Genomic DNA, 14,640 nt, shown 5'->3' with positions numbered 1-14,640 from the left:
TAAAGGGAACAAAGCTGCGACGAAGCGGGTTCAACCAAGGTTAAGTCGCTTTGACGTAGTCATGGTATAAAGCGCGCGAGAAGCGCGCACCGAATCACGGAGCATGACCATGAGCAAGATGAACTTCCGGCGACTGGGTCTCGCCGCCCTGACAGGAGCGGCGCTGGCGCTGGCCGGCTGCGCGACCCCGTTCAAGGCCGACGTCGCGCGCTTCCAGACCCAGCTTCCCGCGCCGCAGGGCCAGAGCTTCGTCGTCGAGACGAACGACCCCTCGCTCGAGGGGGGGATCGAATTCGGTCAATATGCCAATCTCGTCGCCGGCGAACTGACCCGCTACGGCTATCGCCCCGCGGCGCCGGGCGAGAAGGCCGATTTCATCGTCCACATGGACTATGGCATCGACAAGGGCCGCGAGCGCGTCGTGAGTACGCCCGGTTTTCGCGATCCCTGGTACGGCGGCTGGTACGGCCGCGGCTTCTATCGCCCGGTCATCGTGCGCGGTCGCCACGGACGCCGCTACGTCACCGGCTGGTACGACCCCTTCATGTGGGGCGGCGGCTTCGGAGGCGGCTGGGACAATGAAGTCACCAGCTACACCGTCTATACGAGCGACCTCAACCTCAGCATCGACCGCGCCGGGACCGGCGAACGCCTGTTCGAAGGCCGCGCGCAGGCGCAGTCGCGCGACAACGACCTGACCGCGATCGTGCCGAATCTGGTGCAGGCGATGTTCACCGGCTTCCCTGGCAATTCGGGCGAACGGGTGCGGATCACGGTGGCGCCGCCCGAAAAGGGCTGAGCGCCTCCACCCGTCGAAGCGAAAAGCCCGCCCTCCGACCGGATGGCGGGCTTTTTATTTCCGTCGCCTTGCGCTGAAGCGACGCGACGTTAGCTGTTCAGGCTCCGCCGGATCGCGGCGATTTCGGCGTCGAGTTCGCCGTCGGCGACGCGCAGCGCCTCGACGGTGCGCACCGCATGGATCACCGTCGAATGGTCGCGCCCGCCGAAACGGCGGCCGATCTCTGGGTAGGAGCGCGGCGTCAGTTCCTTCGCCAGATACATGGCGACCTGGCGCGGCCGGGCGATCGCGCGGACGCGACGCTTCGAGGCCATTTCCGACTTGTCGAGCTTGTAATGGGCGCAGACCGCGCGCTGGATCTCGTCGATCGTGATGCGCGGACGCGCGCTGCGCACATTTTCGGCGAGCCGATCCTCGGCGAGCATCAGGTCGATGCGCGCGCCGGTCAGCGCCGCATAGGCGAGCAGCTTGTTGAGCGCGCCTTCGAGTTCGCGGATGTTGCGGGTGAAATGCTTGACCAGATAGGCGACGACGTCGTCGGGCACCTCGACCATCGGCATCGCGGCGAGGCGCTGGCGGATGATGCGCTCGCGCAGATCGTCCTCGGGCGCTTCGATGTCGGCGACCAATCCGCCCGACAGGCGCGACAGCAGCCGCGCTTCGACCCCGTCGAGCATCGCCGGCGGCCGGTCTGCGGTGACGACGAGGCGCTTGCCCGCGCACATCAGATCGTCGATCGTGTGGAGCAATTCCTCCTGCGTCGGTTTCTTACCGATCACGAACTGAAGGTCGTCGAGCAGCAGCAGGTCGGCGGCGCGCAGCCGCGCCTTGAACGCCATCATGTCGCCGCCGCGCAGCGCACCGACGAATTCGAGCATGAATTTTTCCGCCGACATCAGGATGATGTTCGCGGTCGGATGCGCCGCGGCATAAGCCTGCGCGATGGCATGGAGCAGGTGCGTCTTGCCCTGCCCGGTGCCCGAACAGAGATAGAGCGGGTTGAACTGCGGTGCTTCCTCCATCGCCATGCGGCGCGCTGCGTTGGCGGCGAGGATGTTGCTGCGCGCGACGATGAAGCGGTCGAAGCCGAGCTTCGCGTCGAAGGGCGATGGTGCCGCGGGCGCGGCCGGCGGTTCGAAAGTCGGCAGCGGCGGCGTCGCCGCCATGACCGCGCCGCGCTCGGCAGTCGCGTTCCCCGCCCGCACGAGCACCGAACGCACCGACGGCAGATGATGCCGCCACGCGAGTTCGAGCCGGTCGCCGAACCGTTCGTTGATCCAGTTCGCCGAAAAGCGGCTCGCGGTCTCGAGCGTCACGACGCCCGACAGCGTGCAATAATCGGCGAAGCGCACCGGTTTCAGCCAATGGTCGAAGGTGCGGACGCCAAGGTCGCGGCGCAGCCCTTCGGCAACGCGCGGCCAGAGCGCTGCGGCATCGCCGCTCATCGCCTCCTGTCCCGCATCCTGCCCATAGCCATGTCCGCCTTGCCTCACCTGATCTGCCCCTTTCCCCGAACCTCATGGCCACGCGGTCGTGGCCGCACGCGCAGCGATTCGTCGCCTGCGGCAGACGCAGGCACGTCGTCCCGGGCGCACGGCCCGAACGAACACGAATCATGTCGATGTGGCGGTCGCCGGCGAGGGCCGGCGACACCCCTTGTTAGGCAGGAGTGAGAGAGTCGATCAAGGGCAGGCCGCGTAAAAAATCTGAAATAATCTGCTTGACTCGTCCGACCCCTCGGAAAAGCATGAAAACATAATATTTTTATTTATTTTCAAACAGATACTAGGAGCCGAGATTCGGTGCGAGAACGAATCGCGATAAATCCGGCACTTACCGCGCTGCAACAGTTGCGACTTGTCGAGGTCATAAAAAAGACCCGCCGGACCAGAGTCCGGCGGGTCCCTGAAATCGGACGAGCGTCGATGCGCGAATCAGGCGATCGCGTTGACGCTCTTGGTCAGGCGCGAATATTTGCGCGCGACGGTATTCTTGTGAAGCACGCCCTTGGCGACGCCGCGCGCCATCTCGGGCTGGGCCGCCTTGAGCGCCGCGGCGGCGGCGTCCTTGTCGCCGGCGGCGACGGCGGCTTCGACCTTCTTCACCAGCGTGCGGATGCGCGACACGCGGTTCTTGTTGACGATCGTGCGCGCCGTGTTGCGGCGGATGCGCTTCTTTGCCTGCGGCGTATTGGCCATAAGTTCCTCAAAAATCCAATCGGTTCAACGGTCGGAGCACAGCCGAAAGCGGAGCAGCCGAATCGCGCGCGGGCGGCGAATCAATGTCCGGATGCGGCCGGTTCCGGATGTCCGGACCCTGCTCGAAGGGTGCGCCCATAGCCACGAAGCGGGGGCAGGTCAATGCTTTTCGGGCCGATTCATGCGGTGGCCGCCCAGCGAAATCGGCCTTCGGGGGCGCCCTCCCATTATCCGTCACCCTGAACTTGTTTCAGCATGACGAGCATGAAATGAAATATCCGACATCGGATATCCGCGCCCCGATCAACGCTGGCATTGGGGGCAGAAGAAGGTCGACCGCCCCGATTGCACGATGCGCGTTATCGTACCGCCGCATTCGCAATGCTCGCCTTCGCGGCCGTAGACGCGCCAGTCCTTCGCGAAATAGCCAAGGTCGCCTTCGGGGCTGAGAAAATCGCGCAGCGTCGAGCCGCCTGCGGCGATCGCCGCCGTCAGCACCTCCTTGATCGCGGGGACGAGCGCCGCGAGCTTCGCCTTCGGCACGTCGGCAGCGGGCTTCGTCGGCGCGATGCGCGCCATGTTGAGCGCCTCGCAGACATAGATGTTGCCGAGCCCCGCGACGGCCGTCTGGTCGAGCAGCATCGCCTTGATCGGGGCGCGGCGTCCGGCAAGCACCCCCGCGAGATAGGCGGCATCGAAATCGTCCGAAAGCGGTTCGGGGCCGAGCGTCACGAAGGCGGGAAAACGCGCCAGCGGATCGCCCGCGACAAGATCGACCGACCCGAAGCGGCGCGGGTCGTGGAGGAAGAGCCGATGGCCGCCCGCGGTTTCGAGGAGCAGATGGTCGTGCTTTCCAGCCTCTCCGCCTTCGGCACGCCAGCGTCCCGACATGCCGAGGTGGAAGATCATATGATCGTCGCGGTCGGTCGAGACGATGCCATATTTGGCGCGGCGCGACAGCGTCGTCACCGTCGCGCCGGTCAACCGCTGCGCGAGATCGGCGGGAAAGGGCCGGCGCAGGTCGGGGCGGAAGGTGGTGACCGCGACGAGCCGCTGCCCTTCGAGGAAGGGCGCGAGGCCGCGGACGGTGGTTTCGACTTCGGGGAGTTCGGGCATATCGCTCATGCGGCTACGCTCCATTTGCTTGCGCGACAAGGCCCGGCTAAAGGCCGGAACGCACTTCCGCACCTCCCCGCAAAGGCGCACATCCATGCCCACTCCCGACACCGTCAGCTTCGGCTATGAAGAGGTTCCCGCGGGTGCCAAGACGGCGATGGTGGGCGAGGTGTTCAGCCGCGTCGCGCGCAAATACGACATCATGAACGACGCGATGTCGGGCGGGATGCACCGGCTTTGGAAGGACCGCTTCGTGCGCCGGGTGAAGCCCCGCGCCGGCGAGGCGATCCTCGACATGGCGGGGGGCACCGGCGACATCGCATTCCGCATGGAACCATCGGGCGCGAGCATCACCGTCGCCGACATCAACCCCGACATGCTGGGCGTGGGCATGGAGCGCGCGGCCGAGCGCGGCATCGCCAGCCTCGTCTGGTCCGAGCAGAATGCCGAGAAGCTGTCCTTTCCCGACCAGTTCTTCGACGCCTATACGATCGCCTTCGGCATCCGCAACGTCACCGACATCCCCGCGGCCCTGAAGGAAGCGCATCGCGTGCTGCGCTATGGCGGCCGCTTCTTCTGCCTCGAATTCTCGACCAACGAATGGCCGGGCTTTGCGCAGGTCTATGACGCCTATTCGCATCATCTGGTGCCAAAGCTCGGCAAGCTGATCGCGCAGGATGAGGACAGCTATCGCTATCTGATCGAATCGATCCGCCGCTTTCCGCCGATGCCCGCATTCGCGAAGATGATCCGCGATGCGGGGTTCAGCGCGGTGAAGGTCGAGCCGATCATGGGCGGGCTGGTGGCGATTCACAGCGGATGGAAGGCGTGAGGGTTGTTCCTTTCTTCTCCCCTCCCGCTTGCGGGAGGGGTCGGGGGAGGGCCTGTTTGCTGCCCTTTGCCCTCGACATGCCCTCCCCTAACCCCTCCCGCAAGCGGGAGGGGAACACGATATGACCCGTCCCGTCACCCATATTGTCCGTCTGCTGCGCTGGGGCCGCATTCTCGCACGCCACGGCGCGCTGCGCGGGATCGAGACGGCTCCCCAGACTCCGCCGGGGGTCAAGCGGCTGTGCCGGATCGCGCGGCTGGGGACGATCCAGCCGCAGGTGCCCGACTATGCCGCCGCCTTCCAGGCGATCGGCCCCGCCGCGGTCAAGCTGGGACAAACGCTCGCGACGCGCCCCGACCTTGTCGGCGAGGAAGCGGCGCGCAACCTGCTGAGCCTGCAGGACGCCCTGCCCCCCGTCGCCTTCGACCGCATCCGGCAGGAGATCGAGGCGACCTTCGAGGCGCCGCTCGAATCGCTCTATGCCGAATTCGACCCCGAGCCGGTCGGCTCGGCCTCGATCGCGCAGGTCCACCGCGCGGTGACGACCGACGGCCGCGCGGTCGCGGTCAAGGTGCGCCGCCCCGGCATCGACAAGCAGTTCGCGCGCGACATCGAAACCTATGAATGGGCGGCCGCGCATCTCGAGGCGCTGGGCGGCGAAGCCTCGCGCCTCCGCCCGCGCCAGGTCATCGCCAATTTCCGCCGCTGGACCCTGCGCGAACTCGACCTCAGGCGCGAGGCGGCTTCGGCATCCGAGCTCGCCGACGCGATGGTCGGCGTCCCGACCTATGAAGTGCCCGCGATCGACTGGGACCGCACCGCGAGCCGCGTGATGACGCTCGACTGGATCGACGGCATCAAGATCTCACACCGCGACCAACTGATCGCCGCGGGGCACGACATGGAGGGGCTCGCGGCGAACCTCGTCCACGCCTTCCTGCGCCAAGCGATCGCCGAGGGATTCTTTCACGCCGACATGCATCACGGCAATTTGTTCGTGAAGGCCGACGGGACGATCGCCGCGGTCGATTTCGGCATCATGGGGCGGATCAACCGGCAGGCGCGCTACTGGCTCGCCGAGATTCTCTATGGCCTCACGACCGGCAATTACCGACGCGTCGCCGAGATTCATTTCGAGGCGCAGTACGTCCCCGACTATCACAGCGTCGAGGAGTTCGCGACGGCGCTGCGCGCGGTCGGCGAGCCGATGCGCGGCAAGCCGGTGAGCGAGCTCAGCGTCGGGCAGATGCTCGACGGGCTGTTCGCGATCACGCGCGATTTCGACATGCAGACCCAGCCGCACCTGCTGCTGCTCCAGAAGACGATGGTAATGGTCGAAGGCGTCGCGACGATGCTCGACCCGAAGATCAACATGTGGGACGTGTCAGGGCCGTTCGTGAGCGCCTGGATTCGCGACGAACTGGGCCCCGAGGCCGCGCTCGCCGACGGCATCCGCCAGCAGGCGGGGACGCTGGCGCTTATCCCCGACATCATCCGCCGCCTCGACGAGCAATTGCCGAGGAAGGGCGCCGCGCCGCCCGCCCCGCCGCTGCCCGACATTCCGCTGATGTGGGAGCCGGGCGAGAAGCGCCTTGGGTGGCGCTATGCGCTGGTCGCGCTCATCGGCGCAGCCGCGGGGGCGGGGCTGCTGTACTGGCTGGGTTGAAGCTTAGCCGGAATGTGCATATCTTATGCGCAAGGAGAATGGCGATGAACCGTCCGGCGCGATTCGAAGGCCCCAAGAAGCCGACCCCGAAAAGGCCGACCAACGTCTCGCTGAATGCCGAACTGGTCGAAGAGGCCAGGAAGCTCGGCATCAACGTCAGCGAAGCCTGCCAGACCGGCCTTGCCGCCGAGGTGAAGAAAGCGCGCGAGGCGGCGTGGAAGGAAGAGAATCGCGCCGCGATCGAAAGCTGGAACGACTATATCCGCAAAAACGGCATGCCGTATGACCAATATCGGCAGTTCTGATGGCGCGATACGACGTCTATCCAGGATCGCGTGGCCTGGGTTTCCTGCTCGATTGCCAAAGCGACCTGCTCGACGACCTCGTCACGCGCGTCGTCGTCCCCCTTATGCCAGCCGCGGGCTTCGACCCGGTTCCCCGACTCAATCCGGTTCTCACCGTCAATGAGGAGACGCTGGTCATGGCGACGCAGTTGATCTTTGCTATCCCGCGCGAACGGCTTCAGCGGCCGGTGGCCAATCTGGAGGATGAGCATTTCACGATCGTCGGCGCCCTAGATGTTCTTCTGACGGGATACTGAATTCCATGCCAACGAAACGCATCCTGCTCATCATCGGCGGCGGCATCGCCGCTTACAAGAGCATCGAGCTCGTCCGGCTGCTCCGCAAGGCGGGCATGACCGTGCGCTGCGTGCTGACGCGCGCGGGCGAGCAGTTCGTGACGCCGCTGACGCTTGCGGCCTTGAGCGAGAACAAGGTCTACACCAGCCTCTTCGACCTCAAGGACGAGGTCGAGATGGGGCATATCCAGCTCTCGCGCGAGGCCGATCTGGTCGTCGTCGCGCCGGCGACCGCCGACCTGCTCGCGAAGATGGCGACGGGACAAGCCGACGACCTTGCCACGACGCTGCTGCTGGCCACCGACAAGCCGGTGCTCGCGGCGCCCGCGATGAACGTGCGGATGTGGCTGCACGCCGCAACGCAGCGTAACATCGCGACGCTGCGCGGCGACGGGGTGACGGTGATGGCACCCGACGAGGGCGAGATGGCGTGCGGCGAATATGGCCCCGGCCGGCTGCCCGAGCCCGAGGCGATCAAGCAGGCGATCGACGAGGCGCTGGCTCACGCCCCCGCCTCTGTTCCGCTGACCGGCCAGCCCGATTTCGCGCCCTCTCGGCACCGCCCGCTCTACGGTCGCCGCATCCTTGTCACGGCCGGGCCGACGCACGAGCCGATCGATCCGGTGCGCTATATCGCCAACCGGTCGAGCGGAAAGCAGGGCTTCGCGATCGCCGCCGCCGCCGCCGAAGCCGGCGCCGAGGTGTTGCTGGTCGCGGGACCGGTGCCGCTGCCCACGCCGCCCGGTGTGACGCGCGTCGATGTCGAGACCGCGCGCGAAATGGCAGACGAAGTCGCGGCGGGCCTGCCCTCCGACGCGGCGATCATGGTCGCCGCGGTCGCCGACTGGCGCGCCGCCGATACCCATGCGCAGAAGATCAAGAAGGACGGCAGCGGGCAGGTGCCGCCGCTCGCGCTCGCCGAGAATCCCGACATTCTTGCGGGACTGGCGAAAAGCGCGCAGCGTCCAGCGCTGCTGATCGGCTTCGCTGCCGAGACCAACGACGTAATCGACCATGCGCGGGCGAAGCTCGCGAAGAAAGGGTGCGACTGGATCGTCGCCAACGATGTCTCCGCCGACCCGATGGGCGGCGAAACCAACCGCGTTCATATCGTCAGCCAGGACGGGGTGGACAGTTGGGACCGGCTGCCCAAACAGGCGGTCGCCCGCAAATTGATGGAAAAGATCGCCGATGAACTCGACGCCCGCCTGCCCCCCGCCCGCGATTGAGATCGCGATCCAGCGCCTGCCCAACGGCGGCGGGCTGCCGCTGCCCGCCTATGCGTCGGATGGCGCGGCGGGGATGGACGTCGTCGCGGCCGAATCGCTGACGCTGCGCCCCGGCGCGCGGCACGCGGTCGCAACCGGCTTCGCGATGGCGATCCCGCCCGGTTATGAGGTACAGGTGCGCCCGCGTTCGGGCCTCGCGCTCAAGCATGGCGTGACCTGCCTCAACACGCCGGGAACGATCGACAGCGACTATCGCGGCGAGGTGAAGGTGATCCTCGCCAACCTGGGCGACGATAATTTCGAGATTCGGCGCGGCGACCGCATCGCGCAACTGGTCCCCGCCGCGGTGCAGCGCGCGGCATTCGCCGAGGTCGAGACGCTCGACGCAACCGCGCGCGGCGCGGGCGGCTTCGGGTCGACCGGCGTGGCGAGCGCAAGCGACGACACGGACGGCGCCGCGCCCGTCGGGGTCGGCTCGCTCGCGGCGATGAAGATGCGCCGGCCAGGCGACTAGCTTGCTCTCCGGCGCCGAACTCGACCGCTATGCCCGCCAGATCGTGCTGCCGCAGTTCGGCGGCGCGGGGCAGGCGAAGCTGAAGGCGAGCCATGTCGCGATCATCGGCGCGGGCGGCATCGGCTGTCCGGCGATCACCTATCTCGCCGCGGTGGGCGTCGGCACGCTGACGATCGTCGACGACGACCGGGTCGAAATCAGCAATCTGCACCGCCAGCCGCTATTTACCGACGCCGATATCGGTGCATCAAAGGCAGAGGTCGCGGCAAAGGCGGCACAGCGGATCAACCCGCATGTCGCGACGGCGCCGACGATCGCGCATCTCGATGCGGACAATGCCGAATCCTTGCTGGCCGGCGCGAGCCTGATCCTTGACGGCTGCGACAATTTCGCGTCCCGGCTGGCGGTCAACCGCGCGGCGGTCGCGCTCCGCATCCCGCTGCTCAGCGCCGCAATCGGGGCGTTCGAGGGGCAGGTCGCGCTCTACGAGGGCTGGCGCGCGGACAGCCCCTGCTATGCCTGCCTGGTCGGCGACGATCCGGCGCGCGAAGGGATGAATTGCGCCGAGACGGGGGTGATGGGCGCGCTCGCCGGAATGGTCGGAACGATGGCGGCGCTGGAAGCGGTGCGCGCGCTGACCGGGTGGGGCCGCTCGCTCGCGGGCCGGCTCGCGATCATCGACATGCTCGACCGGCGCTGGCGCGAGGTCGGCGTGCCGGCGGACCCGGAGTGCCCCGTTTGCGGCGGCTGACGATCATCGTCGCGGCGGCCGACGGCGCGCGCCTCTATGCCGCGATCGAGGCGGCGATGGCGGCGGCGGCGCTCGGACACGGGGCGCGGCTGTTCCTGCAAGGCGAGGCGGCCGCGCTGCTGCGCCTGCCGATCGGCTTCGCGGGCGACGCGGCGCGGCGCGGCGCCGGTCTGCCCGACCTGGCGCAGATGATCGAGGAAGCGGCCGCGATGGATGTCGAACTGATCGCCTGCCAGTCGGGGCTGGCGCTCACCGGCCTCACCGCCGATGCGATGGCGCCGCAGGCGCGGGCGGGCGGTCTGGTCGGACTGTTCGCCGATATCGGTCCCGACGACCGGTTGCTCGTCTATTAGGGATTCCGGCAGACCCTGATATCGGCCGGCTGCGGGCGCCTGCCCGCGGGAACGAAGCGCGCGAGATAGCCGCCCGCGGTCTGCTTGTCGTCGTAAGACAGCAATTTATAACCCACCGCCTGAAATTCGCAGACGAGCAGGCGAAAGGGCGTGCCATGCTGCGCGATCGGGCGGTCGCCGTCGACGACGATGACCTGCCCGTCCCGGCGCAGCGCCGGGCGCAACCGCCACAGAAAGGCGTAGGGCTCGCCGATCTCGTGATACATATGGACCATGAAGACGCGGTCGAAGCTGTTTTCGGGGAGCCGCGGATCGTCGACCGCCCCCAGTTTCAGCGAGACATTGTCGAGCCGTTCGCGCGCGATGCGGTCGGCGAGGCGCTCGATCACCTCGGGCTGGATGTCCTGTGCAAGAACACGCCCGCCCGCGCCGACGCGGGCGGCGAGGCGAACGGTGTAATAGCCGTCGCCGGCGCCGATGTCGGCGACGGTCATGCCCGCGCGAACGTCGGCGGAGTTCATGACGTCGTCGGCCTCGTTGACGCGGTCACGGGCTTCCTCGGTCGACCATTTGGTCGAGACGATCGGGGCGACCGGCCGGTCGGCGGCGGGAAATTCGCGCGCGGTTTCGGCCCGATCGCCGGCGTCGCTCCAGGGTGCGTCACAGCCGCCGAGCAGGGGCAGCAGCGCCAGGGCGGCGATCGACGCGCGAAGCATCAGTCGATGTCCTCCACCTCGACCTTTTCGCCGGTCACCTTCTGCGACAGCGCCGCCGCCATGAAGGGGTCGAGCGCGCCGTCGAGGACGTCGCCGGGTGCGGTCGAGGTGACGCCGGTGCGCAGATCCTTCACGAGCTGATAGGGCTGGAGGACATAGGAACGGATCTGGTGGCCCCAGCCGATCTCGGTCTTCGCCTGATATTCGCCCGACGCCTCCGCCTCGCGCTTCTGCAGTTCGGCTTCGTAGAGCCGCGCCTTGAGCATCCCCATCGCGGTCGCGCGGTTCTTGTGCTGCGAACGGTCGTTCTGGCTGGCGACGACGATGCCGGTCGGCATGTGGGTGATGCGCACCGCCGAATCGGTCGTGTTGACGTGCTGCCCGCCCGCGCCCGAGGCGCGATAGGTGTCGATCTTGAGGTCGCCCTCGTTGATGTCGATCTGGATATCGTCGTCGATCACCGGATAGACCCACACCGACGAGAAGCTGGTGTGGCGCCGCGCCGAGCTGTCGTAGGGCGAGATGCGGACGAGGCGGTGGACCCCGCTTTCGGTCTTGGCGTAGCCATAGGCGTTCTCGCCCTTGACCAGCATCGTCGCCGACTTGATGCCCGCCTGCTCGCCCGCCTGATATTCGACGAGTTCGACCTTCATCCCGCGCTGTTCGGCCCAGCGCATGTACATGCGCTGGAGCATTTCGGCCCAGTCCTGGCTCTCTGTGCCGCCGGCGCCGGCATGCACCTCGATATAGCAGTCGTTAGCGTCGGCCTCGCCCGCGAGGAGCGCCCGGACCTTGTCTTCCTCGGCCCGCGCGGCGAGCACCGCGAGGCTGGCGACCGCGTCGTCGACGAGCGCTTCGTCGCCCTCCATCTCGGCCAGCTCGATCAGTTCGGCGGTGTCGTCGCGCTCTTTCTCGATCGCGCGCGTCGCGGTCACCGCCTCGTCGAGGCGGCGACGCTCGCGCATCACCTCCTGCGCCGCCTTGGGATTGTCCCACAGCGTCGGGTCCTCGACCTTCGCATTGAGCTCGTCGAGCCGGCGCAGCGCGCGGTCCCAGTCGAGAAAGCGGCGTACAAGCGCGAGGGCGGCATTGATCGTGTCGATATGGTCCTGCGCTTCGGCGCGCATGTCCTTGCTCCTGAATCAAGTGGGTCCGGCCTTAGAGGTTGGCGCGGCAGAGGAAAAGCCCCGCGCGCCCACCGCCTGGCCCGTCAGATGATGCCGCCGCGGTCGTCGAGGAAGTCGGCGTCGCTGCGCCGCCCGCTCTGCTCGACGGGTGCGTCGGGCTGTTCCGCGGGTTTCGACGGCTTGATCTCTTCCTCGCGAATCGTGCGTTTCGGCTCGCTTTCGGGCTTGAAGGCTTCCCAGATGATCGCCGCCTTCGGATCGCTGCCCGGCCAGCTTCCATAGACGCGGCGGCCGGTGCGACGATCGATGCGGACCATGCGGATATTCTTCGGCGCGGTGAAGGGCACCGGCTGGCGGTCGGCAAGCGCATCGAGGAAGAATTGCTTGTAGATCGGCGCGGCGAGACTGCCGCCCTGCGCATAGCCGCCCATGTTGCGCGGCTGGTCGAAGCCGAGATAAAGGCCCGCGACGACGTCGGCGGTGCCGCCGATGAACCACACGTCCTTCGGTCCCGTCGTCGTCCCTGTCTTGCCGAACATCGGCACGCCGAGGTCGCGCAGCCGCTGCGCGGTGCCGCGCTGGACGACGCCTTCGAGCATGTGGACGACCTGATAGGCGGTCAGCGGGTCCATGAGCTGTTTGCCCGAGGGAGCGAAGCGCGGCATCGGCCGGCCGTCCCAGTCGGGCTTGTTGCAGCCCTCGCACGGGCGCCAGTTCTTCGGAAAGATCACCTGGCCGCGGCGATCCTGGACATAGTCGATCAGATGCGGGGTCAGCGCGCGACCATGACTGGCGAGCATCGAAAAGGCGTTGACCATTTTTTCGACCGTCGTCGTGCCGGCGCCGAGCGCGGTCGAAAGATAGGGTTCGTGGGTGCCGATGCCCATCCGCTTGATGGTTTCGACGATCGGTTCCATGCCGACCTGGCTGGCGGTGCGGACCGTCATCAGGTTGCGCGACTGTTCGAGGCCCCAGCGGATCGTATGCTCGCCCGCGCCGCCCGCGCCGCCGAAGTTGCGGAAGCATTTATTGCCCAGATTGGCGCCCTGATAGACGCAGAACGGCCCATCGACGACGAGCGTCGCGGGCGTCATGCCATTGTCGAGCGCGGTCGCATAGACGAAGGGCTTGATCGTCGAGCCCGGCTGGCGTTCGGCCTGGGTCGCGCGGTTGAACGACGACAGGCGGACGTCGAAGCCGCCCTGCATCGCATAGATGCGGCCCGAATGCGGGCTTTCGACGACCATGCCGCCCGACACTTCGGGAATGTTGCGCAGCGCGTAAACGCCGTTGCCGCTGGGCTTGACCGCGATCAGGTCGCCGGGCTTCATCGCGACGAAGGCGCTCGTCCCGCGCTTGCGATAGGCCATCTGCGCGGCGCTCGCGGGCAGGCGTCCCGTGTCGCCGTCGGCGAAGCCGATGCGCGCTTCGCTGCCCGACTTCGACAGCACGGCGGCGACGCGCCAATCCTCGTAATCGATGCCCATGAAGCTCGACGCGAGGCGGCTTTGCCATTTGTCGTCGGCCTCGATCGTCGCGATCGGCCCCGACCAGCCCTTGCCGGCGTCGTAGCGGATGAAGCCGGCGCGCAGCGCCTTTGCCATCGCCTGCTGCATCCGGTCGTCATAGGCGGTGCGCACCCACAGGCCGCCCGCATAGACGCTGTGCGGCCCGTCCTCGGCGGTCTCGCCGAACTGCTCGATCAGCTTGCGCCGCACCTCTTCCATATAATAGCCGCCGACCTGCGCCACCGCGCGATAGCCGGCGTTGGTCAGGCCGAGCGGCTGCGCCTGCGCGGCGTCGCGCTGCGCGGCGGTGATCCAGCCGTTGCGATGCATTTCGTTCAGCACGAAATTGCGCCGTGCGAGCGCCTTCTCCGCATTCTTGGCGCGGCCATAGGTTTCGGGCGCCTTGGGCAGGATGGCGAGGAAGGCCATTTCGTGGAGCGCGAGCTGGTCGACATCCTTGTCGAAATAGGCGCGGCTCGCCGCCTGAACCCCGAAGCTGCGCCGGCCGAGCGGGATTTCGTTGAGATAGAGTTCGAGGATCTGCTCCTTGCTCAGCGCCGCCTCGATCCGCGTGGCGAGGATCGCCTCGCGGATCTTGCGGGTATAGCTGACCTCGTTGGTGAGGAGCAGATTCTTCGCCACCTGCTGGGTGATCGTCGAGGCGCCGATCGGACGGCCGTCATTCTTCAGATTGGTGATGATCGCGGTCACGATGCCGGGATAGTCGATACCGCCGTGCTGAAAGAAGGTGCGGTCCTCTGCCGCGAGAAAGGCGCGCACGAGGAGGGGCGGATATTCGCTGTAGTCGAGCTGGACGCGGCGTTCGCGGGCATAGCTGTGGACCGGCTTGCCCTCTCCGTCGCGCACCATGGTCGGCAGCGGCGGTTCATAGTCGCGAAGCTGGTCGACCGAGGGCAGGTCGCGCGCGAAGATCACCCAGATCAGCGCGAGCCCGAGCAGGCCCGCGATGGCGGCATAGGAAAGCCAGCGGAACCAGCGGCGCGTCCACATGCCGCGAAACCAGCCGGCGACGGCATTGCCGTCGCGGCGCAGGCGGTAGCGGAAATGGGAAGAGGTGTCGGCGACCATAGAGCTCGCCTCCTAAAGCCTGTTTCGCTTGAAGGGAAGCGGGGTTGCGGTGGGGCGGTTCCGCGGCGCAATTGACCGGATGTTGGCGAAAGTGCCGCGCAA

At 67.1% G+C, this 14,640-nt stretch carries 14 protein-coding genes and 1 pseudogene; 9 read left to right on the top strand and 6 right to left on the bottom strand.

The annotated features are described in order from the left end of the window. Positions 1 to 109 precede the first annotated feature (109 nt). Positions 110 to 799 (top strand): DUF4136 domain-containing protein, encoded by a 690-nt coding sequence (locus FHR21_RS04285; protein ID WP_246427057.1) that lies wholly within the window; start codon positions 110 to 112, stop codon positions 797 to 799. Between the two features lie 89 nt (positions 800 to 888). Here FHR21_RS04285 and dnaA read toward each other — a convergent pair whose 3' ends face one another. The 3 genes from dnaA to mutM all read right to left on the bottom strand — a co-directional run bounded on the left by dnaA (position 889) and on the right by mutM (position 4,113). Further along, positions 889 to 2,244, bottom strand: coding sequence for a chromosomal replication initiator protein DnaA (gene dnaA, locus FHR21_RS04280; RefSeq protein ID WP_184096455.1), 1,356 nt, complete (start codon positions 2,242 to 2,244; stop codon positions 889 to 891). 489 nt (positions 2,245 to 2,733) lie between these two features. Continuing rightward, entirely contained in the window at positions 2,734 to 2,997 is a 264-nt protein-coding gene (rpsT, locus tag FHR21_RS04275; RefSeq protein WP_053555971.1) for a 30S ribosomal protein S20, read from the bottom strand. Positions 2,998 to 3,300: 303 nt separating this feature from the next. Beyond that, positions 3,301 to 4,113 carry a bifunctional DNA-formamidopyrimidine glycosylase/DNA-(apurinic or apyrimidinic site) lyase gene (gene mutM, locus FHR21_RS04270; RefSeq protein WP_184096453.1) on the bottom strand — a complete coding sequence of 271 codons (813 nt, stop codon included), beginning with the start codon at positions 4,111 to 4,113 and terminating at the stop codon, positions 3,301 to 3,303. A 94-nt stretch (positions 4,114 to 4,207) separates the two neighbouring features. Here mutM and FHR21_RS04265 point away from each other — a divergent pair, with 94 nt between their 5' ends. From FHR21_RS04265 to FHR21_RS04230, 8 genes and pseudogenes are all read left to right on the top strand, one after another. Beyond that, on the top strand, positions 4,208 to 4,945 hold the full coding sequence (locus tag FHR21_RS04265) for a class I SAM-dependent methyltransferase (RefSeq protein WP_184095700.1): 738 nt from the start codon (positions 4,208 to 4,210) through the stop codon (positions 4,943 to 4,945). A gap of 121 nt (positions 4,946 to 5,066) precedes the next feature. Further along, the gene (ubiB, locus tag FHR21_RS04260) at positions 5,067 to 6,611 is read left to right on the top strand and encodes a 2-polyprenylphenol 6-hydroxylase (RefSeq protein ID WP_184095698.1); all 1,545 of its coding nucleotides are present in this window, start codon (positions 5,067 to 5,069) and stop codon (positions 6,609 to 6,611) included. Positions 6,612 to 6,655: 44 nt separating this feature from the next. After that, positions 6,656 to 6,916 carry a type II toxin-antitoxin system CcdA family antitoxin gene (locus FHR21_RS04255; protein WP_184095696.1) on the top strand — a complete coding sequence of 87 codons (261 nt, stop codon included), beginning with the start codon at positions 6,656 to 6,658 and terminating at the stop codon, positions 6,914 to 6,916. After that, on the top strand, positions 6,916 to 7,212 hold the full coding sequence (locus FHR21_RS04250) for a CcdB family protein (RefSeq protein ID WP_184095694.1): 297 nt from the start codon (positions 6,916 to 6,918) through the stop codon (positions 7,210 to 7,212). The genes FHR21_RS04255 and FHR21_RS04250 overlap by 1 nt, the downstream gene beginning before the upstream one ends. Before the next feature lie 5 nt (positions 7,213 to 7,217). Further along, positions 7,218 to 8,480, top strand: a complete 1,263-nt coding sequence (gene coaBC / locus FHR21_RS04245; RefSeq protein ID WP_184095692.1) for a bifunctional phosphopantothenoylcysteine decarboxylase/phosphopantothenate--cysteine ligase CoaBC — start codon at positions 7,218 to 7,220, stop codon at positions 8,478 to 8,480. Then, a pseudogene (gene dut, locus FHR21_RS04240) lies at positions 8,443 to 8,904 on the top strand (dUTP diphosphatase); the annotation flags it as partial. The gene coaBC and the pseudogene dut, both read left to right, overlap by 38 nt. Positions 8,905 to 8,995: 91 nt before the next feature. Next, the gene (locus tag FHR21_RS04235) at positions 8,996 to 9,745 is read left to right on the top strand and encodes a HesA/MoeB/ThiF family protein (RefSeq protein ID WP_184095688.1); all 750 of its coding nucleotides are present in this window, start codon (positions 8,996 to 8,998) and stop codon (positions 9,743 to 9,745) included. After that, positions 9,733 to 10,098: a DsrE family protein gene (locus tag FHR21_RS04230; protein WP_184095686.1), complete on the top strand. Its 366-nt coding sequence runs from the start codon at positions 9,733 to 9,735 to the stop codon at positions 10,096 to 10,098. The genes FHR21_RS04235 and FHR21_RS04230 overlap by 13 nt, the downstream gene beginning before the upstream one ends. On the opposite strand, the gene FHR21_RS04225 is transcribed toward FHR21_RS04230, so the two are convergent. The 3 genes from FHR21_RS04225 to FHR21_RS04215 all read right to left on the bottom strand — a co-directional run bounded on the left by FHR21_RS04225 (position 10,095) and on the right by FHR21_RS04215 (position 14,538). Next, positions 10,095 to 10,814 (bottom strand): class I SAM-dependent methyltransferase, encoded by a 720-nt coding sequence (locus FHR21_RS04225; protein WP_184095684.1) that lies wholly within the window; start codon positions 10,812 to 10,814, stop codon positions 10,095 to 10,097. The genes FHR21_RS04230 and FHR21_RS04225 overlap by 4 nt on opposite strands. Next, positions 10,814 to 11,941, bottom strand: coding sequence for a peptide chain release factor 2 (prfB, locus tag FHR21_RS04220; protein WP_184095682.1), 1,128 nt, complete (start codon positions 11,939 to 11,941; stop codon positions 10,814 to 10,816). Before prfB ends, FHR21_RS04225 begins: the two co-directional genes overlap by 1 nt. A gap of 83 nt (positions 11,942 to 12,024) precedes the next feature. After that, a complete protein-coding gene (locus FHR21_RS04215; RefSeq protein WP_184095680.1) occupies positions 12,025 to 14,538 on the bottom strand; it encodes a penicillin-binding protein 1A in 2,514 nt (837 codons plus the stop codon). Positions 14,539 to 14,640 lie beyond the last annotated feature (102 nt).

The sequence above is a fragment of the Sphingopyxis panaciterrulae genome, assembly GCF_014199295.1.
Lineage (GTDB): Bacteria > Pseudomonadota > Alphaproteobacteria > Sphingomonadales > Sphingomonadaceae > Sphingopyxis > Sphingopyxis panaciterrulae.
This window is presented reverse-complemented; position numbering and strand designations above follow the sequence as displayed.

Coding starts and splice junctions, on each gene's coding strand:
- mutM (WP_184096453.1), bottom strand. CDS start 4,113: ATGCCCGAACTCCCCGAAGTCGAAACCACCGTCCGCGGCCTCGCGCCC.
- dnaA (WP_184096455.1), bottom strand. CDS start 2,244: ATGAGCGGCGATGCCGCAGCGCTCTGGCCGCGCGTTGCCGAAGGGCTG.
- FHR21_RS04215 (WP_184095680.1), bottom strand. CDS start 14,538: ATGGTCGCCGACACCTCTTCCCATTTCCGCTACCGCCTGCGCCGCGAC.
- FHR21_RS04255 (WP_184095696.1), top strand. CDS start 6,656: ATGAACCGTCCGGCGCGATTCGAAGGCCCCAAGAAGCCGACCCCGAAA.
- FHR21_RS04225 (WP_184095684.1), bottom strand. CDS start 10,814: ATGCTTCGCGCGTCGATCGCCGCCCTGGCGCTGCTGCCCCTGCTCGGC.
- ubiB (WP_184095698.1), top strand. CDS start 5,067: ATGACCCGTCCCGTCACCCATATTGTCCGTCTGCTGCGCTGGGGCCGC.
- FHR21_RS04265 (WP_184095700.1), top strand. CDS start 4,208: ATGCCCACTCCCGACACCGTCAGCTTCGGCTATGAAGAGGTTCCCGCG.
- FHR21_RS04285 (WP_246427057.1), top strand. CDS start 110: ATGAGCAAGATGAACTTCCGGCGACTGGGTCTCGCCGCCCTGACAGGA.
- FHR21_RS04250 (WP_184095694.1), top strand. CDS start 6,916: ATGGCGCGATACGACGTCTATCCAGGATCGCGTGGCCTGGGTTTCCTG.
- rpsT (WP_053555971.1), bottom strand. CDS start 2,997: ATGGCCAATACGCCGCAGGCAAAGAAGCGCATCCGCCGCAACACGGCG.
- prfB (WP_184095682.1), bottom strand. CDS start 11,941: ATGCGCGCCGAAGCGCAGGACCATATCGACACGATCAATGCCGCCCTC.
- coaBC (WP_184095692.1), top strand. CDS start 7,218: ATGCCAACGAAACGCATCCTGCTCATCATCGGCGGCGGCATCGCCGCT.